This window comes from Lebetimonas sp. JS032 (assembly GCF_000523315.1).
Classification (GTDB): domain Bacteria; phylum Campylobacterota; class Campylobacteria; order Campylobacterales; family Nautiliaceae; genus Lebetimonas.
Map to the genome: position 1 here is coordinate 635,902 of NZ_ATHS01000001.1, position 18,900 is coordinate 654,801.

Sequence of the window (18,900 nt, forward strand, 5' to 3'; positions counted from 1 at the left end):
GGAAAAGTAAAAATATGACAGCGTAGCGGAATTTAGCGAAAATTTTGCGTTTAAAAAATTGCACTTAACCCGTAAGGGCTGCGTAGCTGTTTGCAATTTTTAGTAAAATTTGAGCGGTGCTTTAGTAAAATGAAGCTCTCAGCTGTCATATTTTTATCTTTGTAGTTATTTTTGTATATTTCTACCATTTAGTCAATGCCCATTTTTTTAAATTACTTTTCTCAATTAAAATTATAATGCAATAAATTTATTTCTGTTTTTTAATACTTTAGGAAGATAATTTCTTCCCTCACTTGTAGGTAATCTATGAATTAATCTATAATAAACTTCATTTGGAGAAAGTAAATTGGCAATAGCAACCGCTCTGTCTTTTCTTATATTGAATACTCTTAAAACATTACCTATTCCGCTGTTATAAGAAGCTATCATCATATATTCACGGCTTAGGGGATTTTTTATTTTTGAAAGGTATTTATAATATAAAAGATTTAAATAAGCCGTTCCTATATGGATGTTGTTTTTAGGCACAAACAAAAATTCTTTACTTGGAATATGTTTATATCCGTAAGCCCTTTCATAACCTTCAACCCCCGCGGTAGTAGGGACTATCTGCATAAGTCCAAATGCGGGCACATAACTTATGGCATAAGGGTTAAAATCGCTTTCTGTTTTAATAATTCCGAGTATCAGACTCTTAGAAATTGAATATTTTTTTGAATAGGTTCTAATAAAAGGCAAATATTTTTTAGCCCTGAGAGTTTCGCTGTTTTTGACTAACGGGAATGACACATAATAAATTTTTTGATTTTTATATACATAACTTTTTAGATTATGTCTTATTAAATAACTGGAATACCTGTTTGCCCTCCATTTATATAAAACCAGTTTCCCTTCAAAATCATATATTTCACCCGCCAGAAAAGGTTTTCCTTTTAAAACTATTTTATCACTGAATAAATCTACGCTTCTTGGGTCATCTGGCATAAGCATTGTGTTAACCAAAGCTTTTTGCAAAATTTTTTTATAATTTTTATCAATTGTTTCAACTTTTACTAATCCTCTGTCAAAATCAATAATAGCTCTTGCCCTGTAATGATTAGAATACTTAACCAATTTTTTGATAGTCGGCTTCTCTGGATTTTGCCAAATAGAAATTGCTTTTGTAAACTCTTTAACTTCTAAATTAAAATGATACAAAAAGCTTTTTACATCTTTTGCAAGTGCTTGAGGATGTGTAAGATAATAATCTCTTTTTCTAATTAAAAAATGCTTAATTTTTGATTTTGGATTTTTAGATACAGCAATGGAAGCTATGCTCTGATAATCACTAACACTGCAGCCGGTTAAAAATAAAATAGCCAAAAATATTTTTTTCATAGACATAATTATATTAAAAATTTAACAATATATGGAGCCGGCGACGGGATTCGAACCCCCGACCTGCTGATTACGAATCAGCTGCTCTGGCCAACTGAGCTACGCCGGCATTAGTGACAGACACTTAAAAATAAACGTTATTTAAAATTTTTCCATTTAGTATGATGGCTCCGGCGAGAGGACTCGAACCTCTGACCCGACGGTTAACAGCCGTCTGCTCTACCGACTGAGCTACGCCGGAATAATTATGGATTGAAATTATATCAAAAAATAAAAAAAATACAATTAAATTTGAAATTTGCTTGACAAAATAAAAAAATTATTTTAAAATACGTTATATAAATAAATATATAACGAAAGGATAAAAATGAAAAAATTATGCTTATTAATGATTGCATTAAAAATTTTCGCTAATTGTATTATAGGAATCACCGGTGGATATAAAGAAATCTTTAAACCTTTAATAAAACAATACAATTTAACACACAAAGAAAAAATAACTGTAATTTACGGCCCTCTGGGAACGCTTATTGCAAATGCCAAACTTAAAAACATTTCTATGATATTCGGAGAAAAAGAAACATTAAAACAAAACGGTTTTAATTCTTTTATTCCTATTGGTAAAGACAACTTAACAATTATTTGCAGAAAAAAAACAAATTTAGACGATTTAAATCAAACAAAAATTGCAGTTCCTAATCCAAAAGGAACTATTTATGGCAACAGGGCAGAAGAATTTTTTAAAAATATTCATATTCATCCTATAAATGAATTAACAGTATCAATGATGCCTCAGGGAATTAATTATTTACAGATGAATATAGTAGAGTGTGCAGTCGCAAATGAGGTAATGGCACTATTTTTAAAAAACAAATATTCATATATTGAAATAAAAAAGAATTATACACCTATAATTTTAGGTTTTTCATCAATAAAAAAAAGTAAAACGTGTGTTGATTTTATTAAATTTTTAAAATCTGAAAAAATAAAAAAATATTTAAAAAGCAGGGGGATATGCATTTAAACGAAGAAGCCATATTTTCAATTGTTCTTACGCTTAAAGTGCTGGGGGTAGATTTAATACTGCTGCTTACAATAGGAAGTTTAATATCTTTTTATCTGGCGGAATCACATTCCTTTTTCGCTAAAATTTTTTCTTTTATACTTGATTTACCCCTGGCCCTTCCGCCTATTGTAACAGGTTTTTTACTTTTATATTTTCTTTCACAAAACACTGTTTTAGGCCAAACACTGTTAAAATTAAATATAAATCTTGTTTTTAATTTTTATTCGTTAATTTTGGCCGGTTTTATTGCATCTCTTCCTCTTTATTCCAAACCTGTGATTTCAGCAATAAAACATTATCCTATGAATATAAAAGAAGCTGCATATATAAGCGGTAAAAGCAGGTTAAACACATTTATATTTATAATTCTGCCCGGAATAAAAAAAACATTTTTAGTATCGGTTATTTTATCCGTAACAAGAATATTTTCAGAAATCGGTATTTCTTTAATGCTAGGAGGAAATATCCCGTTTAAAACAAATACCGTTTCACTTGAAATTTTTACAAGCGTATTCAACGGAGATTTAGATACCGCTTTTCATTTAAGTATTATTATGTTTATAATTTCTCTTTTATTTTTTATAACATTAAAAATTTTGGAAAAAGAACATTAAGTTCTGTATTCCGCATTTATCTTTACATAATCATAACTTAAATCACAGCCAAATGCCCTGAATTTGCCATCACCTATTCCGATATCAACTTCTATTTTAAAAGAATCTTTTTTCATAACTTTACGGGCTTTTTCTTCTGTAACTTTGTCAAAACAGTTTTTCCCCTTATCATATATTAAAACATCTCCTATTTCAATGGATAAAGTGTTTTCATCGCATTCGATCCCGCTTGCCCCAATTGTTGACGCAATTCTTCCCCAGTTAGGGTCTTCTCCGAAAATTGCCGTTTTTACAAGAAGCGAATTTGCAAGAGCTTTGGCGGCAATCTTGGCTTCCAATTTATTTTTAGCGCCTTTTACATTAAAAGCCACCAGTTTTGTAGCACCCTCCCCATCTTTTACAATATCAGTTGCCAGTTTTAGCATTACCTGATTCAATGCTTCCCTAAAAGCCCCTTCTTCATAATCACCCTCGTTTGTACTCATTAAAAAAACGCTGTCGTTAGTGGATGTATCCCCGTCAACACTTATTGCGTTAAACGTATTATCATTAATTTCACTCAATATTTTTTTCATTTTTTCTCGGGGAACATTTGCATCAGTCACTATAAAACAAAGCATTGTAGCCATTGCAGGGTTTATCATTCCGGCTCCCTTGGCAACACCTGCAATTTTAAATTTTCCAAAATTTCCTTCTACTTCAAAAGCTATTTCTTTATAAAAGCTGTCTGTGGTCATTATTGCTTTTGCAAAATTCTTGGAATTTTTAGCATTAAAATCAAATTTTTCTATAGCACTCTTTATTTTTTCTTTATTTAGTTTTACCCCAATTACTCCGGTTGAGCTCATTATAGGATTTATTGCATCTATTTTTTCATTTAAAAAACTTAAAATCTCTTTAATGTCATTAATTCCCTCTTCCCCGGTTAAGGCGTTTGCATTTTTTGAATTTGCCAGAATAAAATTTGTTTTTTCAATATTTTTGTTTAAAACATATTTAACTGGCGCCGCTTGAAATTTGTTTGTAGTAAATAAATAAGCTATATTCATGATTTTTTCACTTCTTATAAATCCCACATCAAAACCATCTTTTTTGAATCCTGCATTTACACCGTCTGCATAAATCCCGTCTATTGCACAAAGTCCGTTTTTTATTGGTGTTATTCTAAACATTTTAATCCTTTTAATTTTTCTCACAACTCACAACTCGCTACTCACTATTCACTTATATAAAATCAATATTTTTGGGTCTTTTTGTACTTCTTATTACAAACCTGGCTTTAACCATGTCTTTTGAAGTACCGATTACCAACACTTTATCCCCAGGTTTAAGAGTATATTCGCCTTTTGGAACAGGCACGAATTTTCCGCTTGCTTCTTTTACTCCGACAACACTTACATTAAACAATTCTCTTAAATGTGCGTCTTTGAGTTTTTTATATGCAAGCCACGATTTTTTACTTACAGTTATTTTTTCCAGATTAAGAGGGCTATCTGTAGAATATACAAATTCCTCCAAAATATTTTTAACATCTGGATTTGCGGCTATTGCCGTCATTCTTTTAGCAATCAGCTTATTAGGTGAAATTACTTCATGGGCCCCCAGTTTTTGAAGTTTTTCTATATCTTCTTCTGAATTTGCTATTGAAAGAATATAATAAGGATGCCTTTTTAATTCTTTTTCGTATAATTTTACACTGCTGATCAGTGCTATATTGTCGGCTACATTTTTGGATAGAGATATTACACCTTTTGCACTGCTAAGAGATGCCTTTTTAATAGAAACCGTGGTATGAGGATCCCCTTTTACAAAAAAAGGATATCTGTTCTTTTTGGCAATTTCTTCCAAATTATCATTATTGTCTATAACAACAAAAGGAATATGGGCATGTCTTAGTTCTTTTGTCACATCTATGGTATATTCGTTATGAAAACACACGACATAATGATTTTTAAGTCTTGCTATTTTATAAAGCATTCTGTTCTCCTTAAGTAGTGCAAAAAGGCGGCCTTTATTAATCACATCCACTAAAATACCCACCGCATAAGAAAATACGGCAAATCCTGCAATAATCAAAAATATTGTAAAAAGTCTGCCAAGCGGTGAAATGGGGGCTATTTCACCAAAACCCACTGTGGTAAAAGTAATTCCTGTCTGATAAATTGCATCCATCAAAGAAAAATGATCAATTGCAATATATCCCAAAGTACCGAACAATTCGATTAAAACAGTAAGTATTATCGGGGCTCTGAAAGGTTTTAGCTCTCCCCAGATTTCATAAGAAAGGTCTACTTCTGGTTTTTTTGAAGTTTCCCAGTTAAAGAGTTTAGCAAGTTTTTCTTTAAAAGTCATAAAAACCCCGTAAAGAGGGGGAGATTATACAGATTTCTTCAGGTTTCTAAGACAACTTGTACAAATTTTAACTTTTCTTCTGACTCCGTTAATTTCAATTTTAACGTTTTGAATGTTTGGGTCAAACTTATGTCTGATTTTTTTATTTGAATGGCTCACTCTGTTTCCAAATTGAGGACCTTTTCCACAAATTTCGCATTTTCTTGCCATTTAATATCCTTTTACTTTATTTGAGTTTGAAATTATATCAAAAATTTTTTATTTTTATTTTTTATTTTTTCCTTTTATAACGGAAATTCTCACTACTCACCACTCACCACTTACCACTCACTTACTTAATGAAGTTCTTCATTAAGCTTAACCTCACGTCTACTTCTAAATGCTGTCATTTTCCCTTTTGTTGTGTCAAATCTGTAATGAATTCCGTTAAGTCCTGCTAATTCCAACCCTTTAAAATATTCTTTATATTCCGCCTTCCATTCAGGATTTACTTCTTTAATTTTTTCAAATTCATCTTCGCCAATAAATATTTTTGTGCCCTCTAAAACCGCAATTCCGGCATCTACTATACATCCGTCTCCCAAAGGGATCCCTGTTACAGAATTTGCGCCAAGAAGCGTATTTTTACCAATGGTAATAGGATTTCCGTTTGTACCGCTGAGCACTCCTAAAATACTCGCACCTCCGCCTACATCAGCACCTTCTTTTACAACGGCGGATGAGCTTATTCTGCCTTCAACCATTACCGCACCCTCTGTTCCGGCGTTAAAGTTTATATAACTTGCCCCCGGCATTACAGTGGTTCCGGGAGCCAACTGGGCACCGAATCTTACTTTGCTTGTATCAAGAATTCTTATATTTTCATCCGGAATTATATGTGCAAGGAATCTCGGAAATTTATCCACATATTCTATTTCAGGGAATGAATCTTTAAGCTTCATTTCAATTTCATGGGCTTTTAAATATTCAAGCTCAATCGGTACATTTCCAATCCACGCCGAATTATGCAAAACACCGAAAGCCCCGCTCAAATTTACTCCTCTTAAAGGTGCTTTTCTTGTGGAAAGGGCGTATAATTTCAAATAAACAGCCTCAACCGACTTTGGGGCCTCATCTTTAAATAAGAAACAAATTCTGTAATTATCGTATAACTCTTCTTCAAAAATTTCTTTTAAAACCTTTAAAACCTGTATATTTTTATGTTTTTCGCCTACGGCCTCACTTATCAAATCTTCTCCGAAATAATTTAATGCCGTATCTACAAAATCTTTGGAAATAGGCGCTACAAATTCGCTTTTTTCAAAATCAACATCAACGCCGCATTCAATCAAACTTCTGATAAATACTGCTGCTGAGCCAAAATTTTCATTCCAGTTTATTACGGGATAAGTGGCCTGAAGTACTTTATCATGGTTTAACTGTCCCAAATCGACTCTTGCAATTCCAAAAGCCATCGGTTGTCTGTAATTAGATATATTTTTTACTAACTTTTCAAACATTTATATCCTTTTTTACAAAATTATACCAAATGTTTTTAATTTTCCAATTCACATTTAAGCGCTAAATTTATCAGTATTTCGGCAAGTTCTTTACTTTTATCCACTACATAAACATTTTTTTCTTTATAATAATTAACCTCATCCTCATTTTCACTTAAAACAATAATATTCAGATTTGGATTAATATCTAAAATATTTTCTACAATCATATGGGTGTGTTCTTCATTCTGTGTGGTAATAATTACCGCATACGCATTTTCTATATCCAGACTTTCAAGCACTCTTTTGTTTGCAGCATTGCCAAAAATAACATTATCGCCTTTATTTAAGCCGTCTTTTACCAATTCCATCTGTTTGTCTATCGCTACATAAGGAATTTTAAAATTATTAAGTTTTCTTGCTATTCTTTGACCTATCTTATCATAGCCGATTAGTACTATATGCCCTCTGGCTCCTGCCGAAAAAATATTATATTCTTCGAAATTCTGTATATCTTCGTCAAAAATATCTGCTAATTTATAAATATACTTAATGATAAAAGGCGTTAAAATCATAGAAATTACAGCGGCAACCACCAGTTCTTGCAGTAAAAAATTTTCTAATAAAGAAAATTTACCCAAAAGTGCAAAAATTACAAAAGCAAATTCGCCTATCTGAGAAAGTATAAAACCGCTTTTTAAAGCCACTCTTTTATGTTTTACAAATTTTTTCAAAATTAAATAAATTAAAAAGGCCTTGAGCGTCATAACAGTTAAAGTAATTAAAACAATTGAAAATACATGGTTAAATACAAAATGAATATTTACCATAAGACCTACGGAAATAAAAAATATGCCTAAAAGCAAATCTCTAAAAGGAACCAAATCCGCTTCTATCTGATATTTATATTTTGTTTCGCTCAAAATCATACCCGCCAAAAATGCCCCGAGAGAATAACTGAGCCCAAAAAAATGGGCTGTCTCAGCCGCAGTCAATACAACCAACAAAACAGTTGAAAGAAAAATTTCATCAGATTTTGTTTTGGTGGCTTTTGTAATAATAAACGGGGCAATATATTTACCGAAAATATAAATAAAAATACCAAGAGACGCCATTGCTTCTATTGTTTTAACAATCAGGGGTAAAAACGGGGCGTCTTTGTTTACTATAAGTGAAATCGCAATTAAAATAGGGATAACAGCGATATCTTGAAAAAGCAATATACCAAGAGCAACTCTTCCGTAAGGTTTTGATATTTCACGGGATTCATTTAAAAGTTTTAAAACAATAGCGGTAGAACTGAGTGCCAAAGCACTTCCTACAATAAAAGAAACCCTTATATCCACATTTAAAACAAACCAAAAAACAAGTCCGAAAAAAACACCTGCAATACTCATTTCCAAAAAACCGTATAAAAAAACCTCTTTTTTCATTGTTTTTAATTTTTCCGGAGAAAACTCAAGTCCGATTAAAAACATTAAAAAAACAATTCCTATTTCTGCAACAATTTCTATTGTATGATGTTCAATATGAAAAATATTCGCAATAAGAATACCTGTAAAAATATATCCTATAATAGGAGGAATTTTAAATTTAGCCAATGGTATGTTAAAAATTAAGGCAATAAAAAGTAAAATGATTATAATTAAAATGGGGTTAATCATTAATTACCTTAACATACACACTCCTTTCTCTTGGTCCGTCAAATTCAACCAAAAAGACACTTTGCCATTTTCCAAGCATTATTTTGGCATTTTCCACTATTAAAGTAAGATTACTGGTTAATAAAGAAGCCTTTAAATGAGCCCTTGCATTTTTATGAGCGTAATCTTTATATGGAACAATGTTTTTTAATGTCATCAATAAATCCCTTCTGAGAGTCGGATCACTTTTTTCAAAAATAATGACACTTGCCGTTGAATGAGGGCAAAAAACACTGACCACACCGTTTTTAACCCCGCTTTTAATTATTATTTCTTTGATATCGTCTGTTATGTCTATTATTTGAGATTTATGCTCCGTTTTAAATCTAATCGTTTTCATTTAACTCCCTTTTAAAAAATCTTTTAGTATTTTATATTCTTTTTTATCAAAATATCTTGTCTTTCCCTGAGGCAAAGCATTAAGGCTCACCCACCCGTAACTAAGCCTTTTTAAATCCATCACATCCCTTCCGAAATGAGCGAAAAAGCGTCTAAGTTCTCTGTTTTTCCCCTCTTCTATAGCAACTTTAAGTGTTGAAAATTTAGGTGAATTTTTTATAATTTGAACATTTAAAAAAGGTTTTAAAGTAATATTGTTTATGTCGGTATTTTTATGGGCACCTTCAATTCCCACTTCAATACCTTCCCCCATGGCTTTTAACATTTCTTCTGTTATAGAGCCTTTGATTCTGAGCCTATAAACTCTCGGTAAATTGGATTTCATCAAAGCTTCGGCAATTTTTGGCGAATCGGTTAAAATCAAAAGCCCTTCGCTTGCAAAATCAAGTCTTCCGACTGGGATAAAATGTTTAAATTTTCTTGGAAGGGAATCATATATTGTTTTTCTGCCCTGTGGGTCTTTTTTTGTTACAAGTTCTCCTTTTGGCTTATTATATACAATACAAGTATATTTTGAACTTATTTTTACTGGTTTTGAATTTACAGACACTTTGTCGCCGTCTTCCACTTCATATGCAGGATTTGTAACAGTCTGTTTATTTACTTTTACCCTTCTCTCAAATATAAGCCTGTCCGCTTCTCTTCTTGAATAGGTCGTATGATGGCTTATAAATTTATTAAGTCTCATTTATTTCCTTTAATTTTTCACTTTTCATTTTTCACCATAGCTACTTGGAACTTGGCAACTTGGCCTCTTGTCAATTTGACTACTCACTACTCACAACTCACTACTCACTATCTTATTCCCGCTTCAACCAATTGATGTATATGAATCACACCGACTACGTTTTCTTTGTCGTCTATTACAGGCAGCAGCTGAATTTTATTGTTTTCCATATATTTAAGCGCATTACTTGCCAAAATATTTTCATTTATCGTTTTAGGATTAATGCTTGCAAAATCAATTGCTTTTTTATTTAAATCAAATTTTTCGCTCATCATAGCCCGTCTGAGGTCACCGTCGCTTAAAATGGCTTTTATTTTTGAATTGTCCAAAAATAAAATATGCCCTATTCTCCCCTCTGTCATTTTAATAATAGCCTCTTTTAAAGAATCATTCTCATCGGCTACAGGAAAATCTTTTTTCATTAAATCTTTGACTTTTATAAAAAGTTTTTTTCCTAAACTTCCTCCTGGATGAAAAGATGCAAAATCCTCTTTTGTAAAGTTTCTTTTTTTCATCAGACAAACCGCCAGGGCATCCCCCACAGCAAGTGTAAGGGTGGTCGAACTTGTAGGCGCCACATTCAAAGGACACGCCTCCTTTTGAACATGTATATTCAAAACCACGTCTGCATATCTTGCCAGTGTTGAATCAGACCTACCCGTCATTGCAATCAAAGGCACATCAAATCTTTTAATATGGGGAAGGATTTTTATAAGCTCTTCGCTCTCTCCCGAATAACTTATTGCAAGCACGCTGTCATTTTTCCCTATCATCCCAAGATCCCCGTGAAGGGCCTCAGTCGGATGGATAAAAAAACTCGGAGTTCCGGTACTTGCAAGTGTTGCCGCTATTTTACCCCCTATAAGACCGGATTTTCCAACACCCGTAACTATTAATTTACCCGGTGTATTATATGCTATTTCAACCGCTTTTTCTATGCCGCTGATATCCGCATGTAAAAGCTCGTTTGCCTCTATTTGCAAAACTTCTTTTGCAATTTTTTTAAAGTCCACTATTTTCCTTTTTGTTAAAATTATAACAAAATATTTTGTTACTATATTACACATCAAATAATTAAAAGTGTTAATTGATGTAACAATTTGTAAAAATAATTTTATAATTGCAATAAAAAAGGACAGATATGAGCTTTATTGAAGAATATAAAAAACATACTGAAGAAAGAGCTAAACTTGGCATTCCGCCGCTTCCGCTTACAGCTAAACAAACAGCTGAGTTGGTTGAACTTCTTAAAATGGTTCCAATCCCGGAAGAAGAATATTTAATGGATCTGTTTTTAAATCATATTAATCCTGGTGTTGATGAAGCTGCATATGTAAAAGCGGCGTTTTTAAACGATATTATTCAAGGCAAAACTTCATCTCCTGCAATCTCCCCAAAAAGAGCGGTTGAAATTTTAGGGACTATGCTTGGGGGATATAACGTAAAACCTTTAATTGACGCACTTTCACACAAAGATGAAGAAATTGCAAAGGAAGCTGCAAATCAGCTTAAAAATATTTTACTTGTATATGACGCATTTCACGATGTTGAAGAATTAGCAAAAGCCGGAAACAAATATGCTAAAGATGTGCTTGAATCCTGGGCAAATGCCCAGTGGTTTACTTCTAAAAACCCTCTTCCTGAATCAATTAAAGCAATAGTATTTAAAGTACCAGGTGAGACTAATACTGATGATTTATCTCCTGCCAGCGAAGCATTTACAAGAAGCGATATTCCGCTTCATGCAACAAGTATGCTAAAAGCAAAAATACCTGATGCCCTAAATAAAATAGCAGAACTTAAAGAAAAAGGGCTTCCTGTTGCTTTTGTTGGTGATGTAGTTGGGACTGGAAGCTCTAGAAAATCAGCCGCAAACTCACTTATTTGGCATATAGGTGAAGAAATTCCTTTCGTTCCAAATAAAAAAAGAGGTGGAATTGTTATAGGCAGCGTAATTGCCCCTATTTTCTTTAACACACTTGAAGATTCTGGCGCTCTTCCTATCGAAGGTGCGGATGTCAGCAAACTCGAAACAGGAGACGAAATAGAAATCAGACCTTATGAGGGTAAAATTCTAAAAAACGGAGAAGTTATTAGTGAATTTAAACTAAAACCAAATACACTTCCGGATGAAGTAAGGGCAGGAGGAAGGGTTCCGTTAATTATAGGTAAAAACCTGACTAAAAAAGCAAGAGTTTCTCTTAAAATGGAGCCGGAAAGCGATATATTTATAAGACCTGCCCAACCAAAAGGAAAAGAAGGCGTAGGATATACACTTGCCCAAAAAATTATCGGAAAAGCCTGCGGAATGGAAGGTGTTAGACCTGGCATGTATGTTGAACCGACAGCTACAACTGTTGGTAGCCAGGATACAACAGGTGCAATGACAAGAGATGAAATTAAAGAACTGGCCGCTCTAGGATTTAATGCGGATTTGGTATTACAGACTTTCTGTCATACAGCGGCTTATCCAAAACCGGCTGATGTCAAGCTTCATCACACACTTCCGGCATTTATTACAAGCAGGGGGGGTGTGGCGCTTAGACCTGGGGACGGGGTAATCCACTCCTGGTTAAACAGAATGATTTTACCGGACACTCTTGGAACAGGAGGAGACAGCCATACAAGATTCCCTATGGGTATCAGCTTCCCGGCAGGCAGCGGGCTTGTAGCGTTTGCAGCCGTTACAGGCTCAATGCCTCTAAATGTACCGGAAAGTGTATTGGTTAAATTCAAAGGGGAATTACAACCTGGAATCACTTTAAGGGATTTGGTTAATGCTATTCCATATTTTGCAATAAAACAAGGACTTTTAACCGTCGAAAAGAAAAACAAAAAAAATGTGTTTAACGGAAGAATTTTGGAAATTGAGGGCGATATAATAAGAAACCTAACAATAGAACAGGCTTTTGAATTGGCTGACGCATCGGCTGAAAGAAGTGCGGCTGCGTGCACTGTTGATGTAAGCGAAAATCAGGTTGAAGAATATCTAAAATCAAATATCAAAATGCTTGAAGCTATGATTAAAGCCGGATATGAAGATAAAAGAACGCTTCAAAGAAGAATTGATAAAATGAAAGAATGGCTGAAAAATCCAAAACTTCTAAGAAGAGATGAAAACGCAGAATATGCGGCAGTTATTGAAATTGATTTAGATAAAATCACCGAACCTATTGTTGCATGTCCGAACGACCCTGATGATGTTGCAACAATTTCTGAAGTATTGGCAGATGAAAACAGACCTCATAAAATTGATGAAGTATTCATTGGAAGCTGTATGACAAATATCGGTCATTACAGAGCAGCTGCCGAGATACTAAAAGGTGAAGGGCAGGTTCCTACAAGATTATGGATTGCACCTCCTACTAAAATGGACAAAGAAAAACTTACAGAAGAAGGATATTATGCCGTGTTCGGCCAGGCGGGGGCTAGAATAGAAATTCCTGGATGCAGCCTATGTATGGGTAATCAGGCAAGGGTTAGAGATTATGCAAACGTATTCTCAACTTCAACAAGAAACTTTGATAACAGAATGGGTAAAGGTGCAAAAGTTTACTTAGGAAGTGCAGAACTTGCAGCTGTAACAGCACTTCTTGGCAGAATCCCGACACCAGAAGAATATAAAGAAATTTATGAAAGAAAACTTGCAGGAAAAGAAGATAAAGTTTATAACTACCTATACTTCCACAAAATGCCAGAAGAAGATGTTAAGCATATGCTTAATCTAATCATTCTTTAATTCCTCTTTTTCCGCTTTATAAGTTATTTTTATTGACAAATATCTAAAAAAGAAAAATATCCCTATTAAAGCCACAAGTGAAAAAATAGTCTTTTCATTTTTATGTCCTACAACAAGAATAAAAACCTCTCTTATAAAAAATATAATTCCGGCATCAATCATATACCTCAGTTTTATCCTCTGTCTTTTGAAAAAGACAAAAAGCATCTGAACCACTTCAATAATTACAATATATTCCAAAATCAGACTTACCAAATGATAAAAATCATAATGAAAAATCAAAATAAATAAAAACAGTAATGAAGCGATTATAATTTCAATATTCAGCACAATCCCCCTTTTTTGTGGAATTATGCTAAAACAAAATTACATTTGAATAACAAAATATTGAACAAAGCCTATAATAGCGCCGAGAACGGCTCCTGCAAAATTAATAAACCCAAAATGCTTTTTCATTAAAACAAACAGCATATCTTCTAATTTTTTTTCATCAAATGAATTTATTTTATCTTCCACAATTTTTTCAATATTAGCTTTTATTAAAATTTTGGGCAGTTCACATTCCATAAAAACATATATTTCGTTTAAAAGCTTGTTTTTTACCTTTTCTTTATTTACAAATTTATTAAGTTTTATTCCGAGATTGACCTCACTCAATAATCTTTCAATGGTAGATGCATCTATAAAAGAGCCGAGCATCGGAAATTTTGATTTTATCAAATTATCTATCCATGTTCCAAGATTTTTGGCAAGTTCGTCTTTTGGGGTAAGCTCCGTTATATCCTGTGAGAGAAATTTTTCTATTTCTCCTTCCAAAAAAATTTCAATCTCTTTTTTTACCCCTTTATTTGTTACAATTTTTTTTATTTCCTCTTCGCTTAATATGTAATTTTTTACAACAGCGCCAACCTTTTTTGCCAGTGTGTTTTTTTCTCTTGGAATAACCCCCTGGGGGAAAATAAGGATATTTTTTAGTTTAACTGGTTTATAAGGTCTAAAAAGAAGTTTTATTGCAACATAATTAGTCACATATCCGATGGCTGCACCGACTCCCACACTTATGGTTAAAATTTCAATATTCATTCAAAAATTTCCTTATATTTTTCTTCATCAAATCCTACAACAACTTCACCGTTACCCAATTCAATTACCGGCCTTTTAATAAGCAGATTTTCTTTACATAACCACTCTAACATCGCTTCATCGTCAAGGTTTAATTCTTTTAATTTAAGCTGTCTGTATTTTGTACCCCTTTTATTAAAAAGAGTATTAATATCAACTTTTTTAAGCCATTCCTTTACTTTATCACATCCAACAGGTTCTTTTTTAAAATCATGAAACTCATATCCAATATTCCTGTCATTAAAAAATTTTAAAGCCTTTTTAACACTTCCACATGTTTTTATTCCATATACTTTCATTCTTCCCCTTTAATTGGTTTAATATTAAGTACTTCTGTTATATAAAAAAAACCCCCTCTGAGCCCTACAGCATCAAGACCCGTGTTTTTTGCAATTTCAACCGCCTTTTTTAAATCAGTTAATATTCCTCTGTCGTCCATAATCGCATATTTTTTACTTTTATCAAGCATCATAAGTTTACTTGCAAAATATTCATCAAAAGGTATATTTTTTGAATTGGGCAGTTTCCCATAAAATTCGACATCTTCCGGACCTCTTATATCGATAATTATTCTTGTATTTACGTCGTTATAATCCGGAAAAGGGTCTTTTGCAAGTTTGATATTGCTTTTTTTCTTCTTAAAAAACATATGCTCTCCTTTGTTATAATTTTATCAAAAATACCGATATAAGCTTAAATATATCAAAAAAGGAAAAAAATGTCTCCAATCTTTGAAAAAAACATAAAAGCTTTATTTAATCAAAATCCAAATTTAGCAACAGAACTTTTTGGTTTTCAAAATACCAAATTTGAAATATTCCAACAAGGGGATGACCCGGCAAACATAAACTTAATAGATAAAGAAAAAAAACTTCCGCTTTATGAAACCAAACCATTAGATGAAATTGAATCACAAAAAAAAATATTTGATCAAAAATATTTAAGATATCCTGTTTTATTTTTTTATGGGACAGGAAACGGTATTTTAATAAAATTACTGCTTGACAACCCCATAAGAAAAAAAATAGTAGTTATTGAACCGGACACTCAAATTTTATTTATTGTTTTAAATTTAATAGATTTTTCAAAAGAGATTGAAGAAAACAGATTAATCCTTTATAAATCAGCCCAGTTCAATTATCCGGAAGCAATAAAAATAATGACCCATCCGGATATTATTCTTTTTGTCAAAACATATGAATTACAAATTAACACAAAATATTATGAAAAATTATATAAAAAAGACATTATTGATATAAATCAGTTATTTACAAGGGCAATAAAACAAGCCGTTATTAATTTTGGTAATGACACAATAGATACATTGATAGGAATAGAGCATTCTATAAAAAATATGCCTGAAATGCTCAAAAACCCGCCGATTCAGTCGATTAAAGGAAAAAAAAATTCGGATATCGCAATTATTGTCTCAACCGGACCTTCTCTTACAAAACAGCTGCCCCTGCTTAAAGAAATACAAAATTATGTGAGTATTATCAGCGTGGACGCTTCTATGCCCATACTTGAAAAATGGGGCATTATTCCGGATTTTGTAACAAGTCTGGAAAGGGTAAAGGAAACAGCTAAATTTTTTGACAATACATCAAAAGAATTTCAGGAAAAATTTATCACAATCCATGCATCGCTTCAACATGAAAATGTTTTAAAAAATTCATACGGGCCAAAAATTCTTTCTATGAGAGGTTTTCAATATAACAGATTCCTAAATCTTAAAAAATACGGATATTTAGGTGTTGGAATGAGTGCTGCTAATATGGCTTATGAACTTGCTTATATGCTTGGATTTAAAAAAATTGTTTTAATTGGACAGGATTTGGCTTACAGTGAAGATGGAACAAGTCATGCAAAAGGACATGTATACGGGGAAAAAGAGATAGAATACAAAGAAACCGATGAATATGTCACGAAATACGGGGGAAACGGGGTAATCAGAACGTCAAAAACATGGCTTATGTTTAAAAACTTTTTTGAAAAAGATATATATGAAACAAACCTTGAAGGAATTTTAACTATTAATGCAACTGAAGGAGGGGCAAGAATAGAAGGCAGTATAGAAATGCCTTTTAGCGAAGTTATTAAAAAATATGTCAAAAAAATTCCAAAATCAAAAATAAAACTTAGAAAACCGAGAATTGACGGTTATATTAAAAATCTACAAAAAGCATACAATAAAACATTGAAGATGATTAAAATAGGAGAAAAAACAAAATCAGACATTGAAAAAGTGTTTATTGAAGTAGCTAAATGTTTTGACGAACTGGTGGAATTAAACAAAAACAATCATCTTGAAAAGATAGATTTTAAAAAATTAAACAGACTCTCTGATAAAATTGATAAAATAAAAGAAAAAATCGAATCAAAAACTTTTATGCAGTGCTATGGGGAAACTATGGTTCCATATCTGATAAACAAGGAAACAGACCTTGCTAAAATTCAGGTTCAAAATCCAAAAACCGACATTGAAAAAAAAGCAAAATTAATAGACTGGATAATGAATCACAGAGAATGGCTTTTTAATTTAGCAGGAAGCATAAACGCACAAATAGTTGTTGTAAAAAGAGCCCTTCCTTTTGTAGAAAAAGAATTAAAAAAAGAAAAATCTTATTGATTTTTCTAATTATTGTAACAATTTCAATACATTCTGCTGTACTGCGTTAGCCTGAGACAAGGCAAAACTTCCTGATTGTGCTAAAAGATTATGTTTTTGGAAATTAGCTGTTTCAGCTGCAAAATCTACATCTCTGATTTGAGATTCAGCCGCTTTTACATTTACCTGTGTTACGGAAATATTGTTTATTGTACTAACCAACTGATTTTGTACAGAACCTATATCTGCTCTTACTTTATCAAGAAGTTTTTGTGCACTCTCGGCAATATCCATAACAGCCATAGCACCTTTTAGTGTTGTAACTCCTGCGCCTATTCCGCTTGCATTATCCGCTCCTACCACAGAATTTGCATTTGCTCCAATGGCACTTGCCTGATCTGCACTGAAAGAGCCTTTAATAGTTCTTAAATTAATAGTGGCCTCGGCCATGTTACTGGTAATACCTATTTTTGAAATACCTGTTCCGGTAATTTTAATATCTCTTGCATCTAATCTTGTTAATGTAAGCCTTCCGACAATTGTATCTGATGCCGATGCATTTGCAAAACTTCCCCCTCCAAGTATTGAAGAGCCTGATGTAGTAGAAACCTGAATTGCCCTACCGTTCAAACTTCTTAGATTAAGTCTGCCTTCATGATCTATATAAGCTTCCACACCGGTTTCATCTTTTACCGCATTAATTGCATTAACCAATGTTCCGTCACTGTCTGCTTTTTGAACAGTAAGATCACCTATTTCAACCCCGTTTATTTTTAATCCGTGAACGGTGCCTGCTTGTATTTCACTTGAACCTGTTCCATGTACCTGCCATGATGCCCTGACTCCTGTTAAATCAGAGTTTTTATTTATAACTTCCGCAAGTACTCCTATTCCTGTTCCTGCACTTGTTGATACTTTTACTGTTTCTAATTGTATATCTCTTCTTCCGTCTGCTGATTTAAATGTTAATTTATAGCTATTAAGTGAATTGGAAGCAGTAGAAACAGCAACATCCGCAGTTGTTTCAAATCTTGTGTTTCCTATTTTGTCTGAAGATGTGGCACCTATACTCGCCTGAACTGTTTCATTTGAATAAGCACCTATTTGGAATTTTTGATTGGTAAAACTACCGCTTAAGAGTTTTTTACCGTTATAAGATGTTGTTTGAGCAATATTATCAAGCTCTTCCATTAATCTTGTAATATCTTCCTGAAGCGCTTTTCTTGTATCTGTTGTCTGTCCGTCCTGTGCGGCCTGAGTGGCTTTTACTTTAATTGTATCAAGAATTTTTACCTGTTCGTCCATTGCTTTGTCGGCAATTTGCATAACGCCGACGGCATCATTGGCATTTCTAATAGCCTGACCTAAACTGTCAGCCTGATCTCTCAAAGAATCTGCAATCTGAAGACCTGATGCGTCATCCGCAGCTTTGTTTATTCTAAGTCCAGTTGAAAGTTTTTCCAAAGAATCGCTAAGTTCCCTGTTGTTGGCCACAGCTGCCGCATGTGCATTTAATGCAGCAATGTTTGTATTTATTCTAAAGCCCATATGCTTCTCCTTAATATTTTAAAAAAAGAAGCAAAAGCTATTCCGAAAAGTGAAAAATGTAAAATGGAGAACGGAAAATGAGCGCAAATGAGCAGTTCACCTAGCTGCTTGAAAAGCGGCCAGATGGATAATGGAAAATTAAAAAATAAAGAAAAAGGCAAAAAGCC

18 protein-coding genes and 2 tRNA genes are annotated in these 18,900 nt (G+C 33.0%); 4 read left to right on the forward strand and 16 right to left on the reverse strand.

Features of this window, described 5'->3' with window-relative positions:
• Window positions 1–231: 231 nt before the first annotated feature.
• From DZ65_RS0103485 to DZ65_RS0103495, 3 genes are all read right to left on the reverse strand, one after another.
• The gene (locus DZ65_RS0103485) at window positions 232–1,377 is read right to left on the reverse strand and encodes a murein transglycosylase domain-containing protein (RefSeq protein WP_024791216.1); all 1,146 of its coding nucleotides are present in this window, start codon (window positions 1,375–1,377) and stop codon (window positions 232–234) included.
• A 32-nt stretch (window positions 1,378–1,409) separates the two neighbouring features.
• Window positions 1,410–1,486, reverse strand: a tRNA-Thr gene (locus tag DZ65_RS0103490).
• Between the two features lie 56 nt (window positions 1,487–1,542).
• Window positions 1,543–1,618 (reverse strand) — tRNA-Asn (locus DZ65_RS0103495).
• Window positions 1,619–1,744: 126 nt separating this feature from the next.
• On the opposite strand from DZ65_RS0103495, the gene DZ65_RS0103500 reads away from it, so the two are divergent.
• On the forward strand, window positions 1,745–2,401 hold the full coding sequence (locus DZ65_RS0103500) for a substrate-binding domain-containing protein (protein WP_024791217.1): 657 nt from the start codon (window positions 1,745–1,747) through the stop codon (window positions 2,399–2,401).
• Entirely contained in the window at window positions 2,392–3,057 is a 666-nt protein-coding gene (locus DZ65_RS0103505; protein WP_024789480.1) for a molybdenum ABC transporter permease, read from the forward strand. The genes DZ65_RS0103500 and DZ65_RS0103505 overlap by 10 nt, the downstream gene beginning before the upstream one ends.
• Here DZ65_RS0103505 and argJ read toward each other — a convergent pair.
• From argJ to DZ65_RS0103545, 8 genes are all read right to left on the reverse strand, one after another.
• A complete protein-coding gene (gene argJ, locus DZ65_RS0103510; RefSeq protein WP_024790728.1) occupies window positions 3,054–4,229 on the reverse strand; it encodes a bifunctional glutamate N-acetyltransferase/amino-acid acetyltransferase ArgJ in 1,176 nt (391 codons plus the stop codon). The genes DZ65_RS0103505 and argJ overlap by 4 nt on opposite strands.
• A gap of 52 nt (window positions 4,230–4,281) precedes the next feature.
• Window positions 4,282–5,409 (reverse strand): potassium channel protein, encoded by a 1,128-nt coding sequence (locus tag DZ65_RS0103515; RefSeq protein WP_024789482.1) that lies wholly within the window; start codon window positions 5,407–5,409, stop codon window positions 4,282–4,284.
• Window positions 5,410–5,433: 24 nt separating this feature from the next.
• A complete protein-coding gene (gene rpmB, locus DZ65_RS0103520) occupies window positions 5,434–5,619 on the reverse strand; it encodes a 50S ribosomal protein L28 (RefSeq protein ID WP_024787285.1) in 186 nt (61 codons plus the stop codon).
• Window positions 5,620–5,744: 125 nt separating this feature from the next.
• Window positions 5,745–6,908, reverse strand: a complete 1,164-nt coding sequence (locus DZ65_RS0103525) for a 2,3,4,5-tetrahydropyridine-2,6-carboxylate N-succinyltransferase (RefSeq protein WP_024789483.1) — start codon at window positions 6,906–6,908, stop codon at window positions 5,745–5,747.
• A gap of 35 nt (window positions 6,909–6,943) precedes the next feature.
• Entirely contained in the window at window positions 6,944–8,551 is a 1,608-nt protein-coding gene (locus DZ65_RS0103530; RefSeq protein ID WP_024789484.1) for a cation:proton antiporter, read from the reverse strand.
• On the reverse strand, window positions 8,544–8,930 hold the full coding sequence (locus DZ65_RS0103535) for a secondary thiamine-phosphate synthase enzyme YjbQ (RefSeq protein WP_024787288.1): 387 nt from the start codon (window positions 8,928–8,930) through the stop codon (window positions 8,544–8,546). The genes DZ65_RS0103530 and DZ65_RS0103535 overlap by 8 nt, the downstream gene beginning before the upstream one ends.
• Window positions 8,931–9,677, reverse strand: coding sequence for a pseudouridine synthase (locus DZ65_RS0103540; protein WP_024789485.1), 747 nt, complete (start codon window positions 9,675–9,677; stop codon window positions 8,931–8,933). It abuts the gene before it with no gap.
• A gap of 107 nt (window positions 9,678–9,784) precedes the next feature.
• A complete protein-coding gene (locus DZ65_RS0103545; RefSeq protein ID WP_024791218.1) occupies window positions 9,785–10,729 on the reverse strand; it encodes an SIS domain-containing protein in 945 nt (314 codons plus the stop codon).
• A 128-nt stretch (window positions 10,730–10,857) separates the two neighbouring features.
• Between DZ65_RS0103545 and acnB the strand changes: the two genes are divergently transcribed.
• The gene (gene acnB, locus DZ65_RS0103550) at window positions 10,858–13,455 is read left to right on the forward strand and encodes a bifunctional aconitate hydratase 2/2-methylisocitrate dehydratase (protein ID WP_024791219.1); all 2,598 of its coding nucleotides are present in this window, start codon (window positions 10,858–10,860) and stop codon (window positions 13,453–13,455) included.
• On the opposite strand, the gene DZ65_RS0103555 is transcribed toward acnB, so the two are convergent.
• The 4 genes from DZ65_RS0103555 to DZ65_RS0103570 are packed head-to-tail and all read right to left on the reverse strand — an operon-like array spanning window position 13,441 to window position 15,226.
• Window positions 13,441–13,785: a phosphate-starvation-inducible PsiE family protein gene (locus DZ65_RS0103555; RefSeq protein ID WP_024789488.1), complete on the reverse strand. Its 345-nt coding sequence runs from the start codon at window positions 13,783–13,785 to the stop codon at window positions 13,441–13,443. The two genes, acnB and DZ65_RS0103555, sit on opposite strands and share 15 nt — an antisense overlap.
• Before the next feature lie 36 nt (window positions 13,786–13,821).
• Window positions 13,822–14,538, reverse strand: coding sequence for a DUF445 domain-containing protein (locus DZ65_RS0103560; protein WP_024789489.1), 717 nt, complete (start codon window positions 14,536–14,538; stop codon window positions 13,822–13,824).
• Window positions 14,535–14,876, reverse strand: coding sequence for an arsenate reductase family protein (locus DZ65_RS0103565; RefSeq protein WP_024787294.1), 342 nt, complete (start codon window positions 14,874–14,876; stop codon window positions 14,535–14,537). Before DZ65_RS0103565 ends, DZ65_RS0103560 begins: the two co-directional genes overlap by 4 nt.
• Window positions 14,873–15,226 (reverse strand): rhodanese-like domain-containing protein, encoded by a 354-nt coding sequence (locus DZ65_RS0103570; protein WP_024787295.1) that lies wholly within the window; start codon window positions 15,224–15,226, stop codon window positions 14,873–14,875. Before DZ65_RS0103570 ends, DZ65_RS0103565 begins: the two co-directional genes overlap by 4 nt.
• A 69-nt stretch (window positions 15,227–15,295) precedes the next feature.
• On the opposite strand from DZ65_RS0103570, the gene DZ65_RS0103575 reads away from it, so the two are divergent.
• Window positions 15,296–17,206 carry a motility associated factor glycosyltransferase family protein gene (locus DZ65_RS0103575; protein WP_024791220.1) on the forward strand — a complete coding sequence of 637 codons (1,911 nt, stop codon included), beginning with the start codon at window positions 15,296–15,298 and terminating at the stop codon, window positions 17,204–17,206.
• A 9-nt stretch (window positions 17,207–17,215) separates the two neighbouring features.
• Here DZ65_RS0103575 and DZ65_RS0103580 read toward each other — a convergent pair whose 3' ends face one another.
• Window positions 17,216–18,733, reverse strand: coding sequence for a flagellin A (locus DZ65_RS0103580; protein WP_024791221.1), 1,518 nt, complete (start codon window positions 18,731–18,733; stop codon window positions 17,216–17,218).
• Between the last annotated feature and the right edge of the window lie 167 nt (window positions 18,734–18,900).